Genomic DNA, 424 nt, shown 5'->3' with positions numbered 1-424 from the left:
ATTCAAAATGGTGCAGATGAAATTGACATGGTCATCAACATCGGCGCATTAAAAGATGGACGTTTTGATGATGTACAACAAGACATTGAAGCAGTGGTTAAAGCTGCGAAAGGTCACACAGTAAAAGTGATTATTGAGACGGTATTGTTGGACCATGACGAAATTGTAAAAGCGAGTGAATTAACAAAAGCGGCTGGTGCGGACTTCGTTAAAACTTCAACAGGTTTTGCAGGTGGCGGTGCGACTGCAGAAGACGTTAAATTAATGAAAGATACAGTAGGTGCTGATGTAGAAGTAAAAGCATCAGGTGGCGTACGTAATTTAGAAGATTTCAATAAAATGGTTGAAGCAGGTGCGACACGTATTGGTGCGAGCGCAGGCGTTCAAATTATGCAAGGTTTAGAAGCAGATTCAGATTACTAAT

The 424-nt window shown here is 40.8% G+C and carries 1 protein-coding gene; it reads left to right on the top strand.

The genetic code is table 11. From position 1 onward, the window contains the following. A partial coding sequence (deoC, locus tag IDG60_RS02770) for a deoxyribose-phosphate aldolase (RefSeq protein WP_031785851.1) occupies window positions 1-423 on the top strand: 423 nt, incomplete at its 5' end. Between the last annotated feature and the right edge of the window lies 1 nt (window position 424).

It is taken from the genome of Staphylococcus sp. EG-SA-2 (assembly GCF_017152085.1).
Note: the sequence above shows the minus strand (reverse complement) of the source record. Positions and strands in the feature narration are given on the sequence as shown.